Below are 5,956 nucleotides of genomic sequence, written 5' to 3' on the forward strand. Positions count from 1 at the left end.
AAGCAAACCGAAAGCTCTCGTGAGCGCAAACGGAAAATAAACCCATGGCATTTACAACAAATCCAAAACGAGATAGATGATAAACAAACAGAGTTAATAATTCAAAATCAGCGTAGGGAGGTTATTCACAAGCTACTTGCAGAATCTGAAACATACACAAATTCGGCCAGGGTCAGAGATCTGAATGAAGAGAATCAAAGCTTGGAAGATTCTATCAATCAGTTAGTCGCAGAAATCTCTTCTTTGGAAGATAGGTATTTGGAATTAGCTTGCGATGAATAGAAGAATTGGTTTTACAACTACATTACCAGTTGAAGTACTGTATGCTGCTGGCCATATCCCCGTAGACCTTAACAACATCTTCTTGATGCAAGATTCTGCCAAACATATTCATGATGCCGAACTGAAAGGTTTTCCCCGCAGCTTATGCTCGTGGATAAAGGGTAATTATTCTGTAGCTCTCAATTCAAATCTTGATGAAGTTATTGGAATTGTGCAGGGAGATTGTTCGAATTCGAATTCTTTATTAGAAATGATATCTGAAGAGGGCATACCCATTTGGCGTTTTTCTTTTCCTTTTGATCGTAAGTATAAAGCATTGAATCGCGAGATATCTAAACTGGAAGAGCATTTAGGGGTAACTCGTAAACAGAGTATGCAAGCTAAGGCTTGGCTAGATTCAATACGAATCAAATTGATTAAGCTAGACAAATTCACCTATCAAGATCGAAAGGTTTCTGGAAGAGATAATCATCTCTGGTTGGTAAACTCATCAGATTTTCAGGGTGATCCCGTACGCTTTGAAAAGGAGTTGGATGAGTATCTATATTTAGCAGAGCAGAAAGAGCCCTTATCTACGCAGATTCGTTTAGGATACGTAGGTGTGCCACCCATTTTCAGAAACATGTACGATACGATTTTACAATTAGGAGGCGATGTTGTTTACAACGAGGTTCAACGTCAGTTCTCTATGCCGCATCTTAAGGAAGACATCGTAGAGCAATATCTTGTTTATACTTATCCATATAGTGTTCTGGGCAGATTAGCAGATATTAAAGAGCAGATTGCGCTCAGAAAAATTGATGCCATTATAGGCTACACTCAAGCTTTTTGCCATCTTCAAATCGATAATCTTCTCATTAAGAAACATATAGATTTACCATTTCTAAATCTTGAAGGTGAAATGCCAGAAGAACTTGATTCTCGCACTTTGTTGCGTTTGGAAAGCTTTTTTGAGGTTCATTCATGAGAATAGCTCTAGGTATGAGTGGCGGAATTGATAGCACAATGACAGCCTTGATACTTAAAGAACAGGGGCATGAGGTTATTGGTGTTACCATGACAAAGTGGAGCTCATCTAGCGGGATTACATCGAAAGACAAAAGAGGTTGTTTCGGACCATCTGAGCCTGAATCGATTGAGGCAGCCAAAAGAAGTGCAAAGGCATTGGGCATAGAGCACCATCTTATTCATCTGGAAACCGAATTCAAAGAATATGTTTTAAGCTATTATACAGATACATATATAAAGGGGAAAACGCCAAATCCTTGTGTAGTGTGCAATCAAAGAGTAAAGTTTGGAGAACTCATCAGAAAGACTCAAGGTTTAGGCATAAATTTTGAGCATTTTGCCACAGGTCATTATGCTCGCGTGCAATACTGTGAAGACAGCAAACGATGGCAATTACTTCGCGCAAAGGATCTTCGTAAAGATCAATCTTATTTTCTTAGCATGCTTTCTCAAGAACAACTGGCACTGTGTATGTTTCCCTTAGGTGAATATCATAAAGAAGAATTAAAGGAGTTTGCCCGCGAAAGAGGCTACGATTATCTAATAAAAAAGAAGGAAAGCCAAGATTTTTTAGAAAGCATAGATAATAGTCCTTTATTTGCAGGGAAATCATACTCTAAAGGCGAGTTTGTAGATAAAAACGGTAAAGTGCTTGGCTACCATAACGGATTGCCCTACTATACAATTGGTCAGAGAAAAGGTCTTGGCTTAGCTGGTTTTGCTAAAGCACAATATGTTATTGCCATCGATTACGAGCAAAACCAAATAGTTATTGGAGAGGAATCCGATCTGTTTTGTGATTCATTGTATGTAGAAGGTCTTAATTGGGTATCAATAACCGAGCCAAGAAGCTTTTTGGAGTGTAAAGCCAAGATACGTTTGGCTCACAGTCCTCAGTTATGTAGTGTTCAAAAGCAGAAGGAAGATCTTTACAGGGTAATGTTTCGCGAGCCTGTTGCATCTATTACTCCTGGTCAAGTAATTGCTTTTTATGAGGGAGACATGTTATTGGGGGCTGGTTTTATTCGGTAATCCTATACCAGTTATTCCCATTCGATGGTTGATGGCGGTTTGGAGCTGATATCATAAACAACTCGAGATATACCTTTCACTTCGTTACATATCCGGTTAGACACATGAGTAAGAAAGTCAAACGGAAGCTTAGAAACCTCAGCAGTCATGCCATCCACACTATTAACAGCCCTTAGGGCGCATACCTGTTCATAAGTACGTTCATCTCCCATCACACCTACACTTTGAATGGGTAGTAATACGGCGAATGCCTGCCAAGTACAGTTATACAGATTCCACTTAATCAGTTCTTCAATGAAGATTTCATCTGCAATCTGTAATAATTGGATATTGTGGTGATTTACAGCTCCTAAAATGCGCACCGCCAAGCCGGGTCCTGGGAACGGATGGCGCTGAACCAGTTCTGATGGTAGATTCAATTCTGCACCAACTTGTCTCACTTCATCCTTAAAAAGCTCACGTAAGGGTTCTACTAATCCTAGCTTCATTTTTTGAGGAAGTCCCCCAACATTGTGATGACTTTTAATGGTAACTGATGGCCCTATAAACGATACGCTTTCAATTACATCCGGATATAGAGTTCCTTGTGCCAGCCATTTTGCATCTGGATATTTTGTCGCTTCTTGCTCGAAAACATCGATAAAGGTAGCTCCAATTATTTTGCGTTTTTGCTCTGGATCAACAATGCCAGATAGCTTAGTAATAAACAAATCTGCCGCATCTACAAATTCAATATTCAGATCAGGATACACACGGAACATTTCTTTTACTCGGCCTGCTTCTTGATATCTCATAAGTCCGGTATCTACAAAGATTGGTATTAACCTATCACCAATTGCTTTGTGTATCAAAGCGGCTGTTACCGATGAATCTACTCCTCCGCTCAAACCAAGTATAACTCTATCATTCTTTACTAAGGTACGAATTTTTGTGATAGCATCATTTACAAATGATCTGGCATTCCAACTTGGTTTTAACCCAGTAATATTGAACAAAAAATTCGATAGAATCTGTATTCCACAAAGGCTGTGATGTACCTCAGGGTGAAACTGCAAGGCATAAATTGGTTTTGTTTTGTGTTTTATTGCAGCATAATCGGAGTTTTCGGTTGAAGCAAGAGCTTCTAGGTATGGGGATAATTCTTCAATTTTATCGGCATGACTCATCCATACCTGCGAATCATCTAATACTCCCTCAAATAATGGATCCTGGACAAGTGCTTTAAGATGAGCTTTGCCATATTCACGTTTGGCAGCTGGCTCAATGCTTGCTCCCAGATGATTTGCCACCAATTGCATTCCATAACAAATGCCCAAAATTGGGATGGGTAGATTCCATATATCGGCATCTGGTTTCGGCGCATTCGCTTGGTCTATAGAATATGGACTACCAGATAGGATTAGGGCATCAGCTCGCATTTCGCAAATTCTCTTACTGTCGATATTGAAGGCATGAATCTCGCAGTACACGCCTGCCTCACGAATCTTCCGCGCAATTAATTGAGTATACTGGGAACCAAAATCCAAAATCAAAACAAGGTTATGCATCTGTTGTCTTCCTTATACAAAGGGATTATTATGTTTTTCTAAACCGATAGAAGTTCGCGGACCGTGTCCGGGAAAAACAACTGTATCATCTGGCAAAACGAATAGTTTTTGCACAATTGATTGTTTTATCTGTTCATAGCTACCGCCCGGGAAATCCGTTCGCCCAATACTCATTTCAAAGAGGGTGTCTCCGGAAATTAGAAATTTGTTTATATACAAACATATGCCCCCTTTAGTATGCCCAGGTGTATGAATAACTCTAATCTTATGCTTACCCATATTAATTACATTGCCATCTTTCAGTAAGATATCGGCTGTTGTAGTGGGTATGGGAGTACCCATATACTCACTGAGGTTTTTTTTGTTATCTGCCAACATAATTGCATCATCGGCATGGATAGCAACCGGACACTCAAAGATGTTTTTGAAGTAAGCTATGCCTCCAATGTGGTCTCCATGCCCATGGGTTATAACGATGCTATGTATCTTAAGTTGCTTTTCCCTGATTGTATCGGCAAGTTGTACCGATGGGGCAGAGGGATCAATCAAAATACCATCTAAGCTATTTTCATCCCACAACAACCAAGTATTAGTCTGATATACGGGCAACAGAATAAATGATTCAATTTTTATCATATCAAATACCTTATCCTAATCGAATGATATTCTAAATTTTCTTGCAGATTCGTAATCAATCTTTTGGCAAGCATATTCGTAGATTTGTTTATAATTATTCATAATTACAGTACCGCTTTTGGGTGCCTTGGGATGATAATACCAAAATATTCCCAATACTGTATCCAGAATGGAGGCGTCTAATTTTGTTGTGCTTACAATACCCAAGGGACCGGTATATTCTTTAGCCTTCAGATATATCTTTGCCCCCAGTTCTTCCAGTTTATCGTTCTCGTTTTCATCTCTTCCAATTATGAGCTTGGTTTTGGCATCAATGCGAAAATGCCTACCGTACTTAAGGAGTGCCATATTTAGAGTATCAAGTTGATTATGTTGCATAAGATCTTTAAGACGTAGCGAATAGTTTTTATCGGTAAGCAGACATCCTCCGGCAGGAGCAGGATATTCTAATATTTGCAGTTCTTTTGCTAATTCAAGCTGTCGATACCGACCGCGCCCTGAAAAATCAAGCATATCATTGCGATCAATCCAGTTCTCTATGATGGGTTTAGTATCTCTAAGTAATTTTTGGGATAGTGGCCTAACAATCAGATCCCGGTATCCGCTTAGTTTTGCCACTCTATTCATAGCATCCTTGCGTTGGCTCATTGGTCTTTGTCCTAAAACTTCTCCGGTTACAATATAATGTGCATCCAGTTCCTTCAACATATTTCCGGCAATACGAATCATTAGAGCATGACAATCAATGCAAGGATTCATGTTTTTGCCAAATATAGTGCCAGGCTCTTGCATCATTTCCAAGTGTTCTACCGATATATCCCTCACCACTAAATCTATATCATTTGCCCGAGCCGATTCAATTGCTCTTTCTATTGGCATATAAGGCGTAAGAAAGCAAAGCGGATAAATCCGATATCCGGCTTTTTGCATCCATTTAACGGCGAGAATGCTATCTAATCCACCGGAGAATAAGGCAATTGCTGCATAAGGAGACTTGAATTTCTTTATCATCTGAAACTAAGCATTTATAGCTAGGCTATCTGTCAAGGCTTTTGCCTTAGCTACGCCTTTCCATCACCCTTGTAGTTATAAAGAGTAAGTGAAATCTGCAATTCCGCACAACAAAATCTACAAATCGAGGGAATGTTTACGTAGTTATGTTTTAATAATCGATAGTTTTATTGCTATTTCACAACTATATTGTTAGTCTATGAAGCGCCATTCTCATTTTTGGGAGGCGGAAGCTGAGATGGTTAGATTCTCTTGCCATAAAGGTCGCAGGTCATTTCATAAAGAAAACCTTCTACATCCTTCCGGAGACATCCCATTAAACTCTCCCATTTTAAAAGTCAAACTTCTCAATACAATATAAATACATCTAAACTTTCGCCGAATTGCCAAATAGATTATTCTTGTAGGAAAAATTCTAATGGGCTTGTGCTTTTCTCATT

At 39.2% G+C, this 5,956-nt stretch carries 6 protein-coding genes; 3 read left to right on the forward strand and 3 right to left on the reverse strand.

Annotated features, from left to right (window positions below):
* From LHW48_03365 to mnmA, 3 genes are all read left to right on the forward strand, one after another.
* On the forward strand, positions 1–282 hold a 282-nt coding region (locus LHW48_03365), incomplete at its 5' end, for a hypothetical protein (protein MCB5259498.1).
* Positions 275–1,249 (forward strand): 2-hydroxyacyl-CoA dehydratase, encoded by a 975-nt coding sequence (locus LHW48_03370; protein MCB5259499.1) that lies wholly within the window; start codon positions 275–277, stop codon positions 1,247–1,249. The genes LHW48_03365 and LHW48_03370, both read left to right, overlap by 8 nt.
* Complete coding sequence (gene mnmA, locus LHW48_03375; GenBank protein ID MCB5259500.1) at positions 1,246–2,322, forward strand: tRNA 2-thiouridine(34) synthase MnmA; 1,077 nt, start codon at positions 1,246–1,248, stop codon at positions 2,320–2,322. The genes LHW48_03370 and mnmA overlap by 4 nt, the downstream gene beginning before the upstream one ends.
* 11 nt (positions 2,323–2,333) lie before the next feature.
* Here mnmA and guaA read toward each other — a convergent pair whose 3' ends face one another.
* The 3 genes from guaA to LHW48_03390 are packed head-to-tail and all read right to left on the reverse strand — an operon-like array spanning position 2,334 to position 5,516.
* A complete protein-coding gene (gene guaA / locus LHW48_03380; GenBank protein ID MCB5259501.1) occupies positions 2,334–3,869 on the reverse strand; it encodes a glutamine-hydrolyzing GMP synthase in 1,536 nt (511 codons plus the stop codon).
* A 12-nt stretch (positions 3,870–3,881) separates the two neighbouring features.
* Positions 3,882–4,505: an MBL fold metallo-hydrolase gene (locus LHW48_03385; protein MCB5259502.1), complete on the reverse strand. Its 624-nt coding sequence runs from the start codon at positions 4,503–4,505 to the stop codon at positions 3,882–3,884.
* A 15-nt stretch (positions 4,506–4,520) separates the two neighbouring features.
* Positions 4,521–5,516, reverse strand: a complete 996-nt coding sequence (locus tag LHW48_03390; protein MCB5259503.1) for a tRNA (5-methylaminomethyl-2-thiouridylate)-methyltransferase — start codon at positions 5,514–5,516, stop codon at positions 4,521–4,523.
* Positions 5,517–5,956 lie beyond the last annotated feature (440 nt).

This window comes from Candidatus Cloacimonadota bacterium, from assembly GCA_020532355.1.
GTDB lineage: Bacteria > Cloacimonadota > Cloacimonadia > Cloacimonadales > Cloacimonadaceae > UBA5456.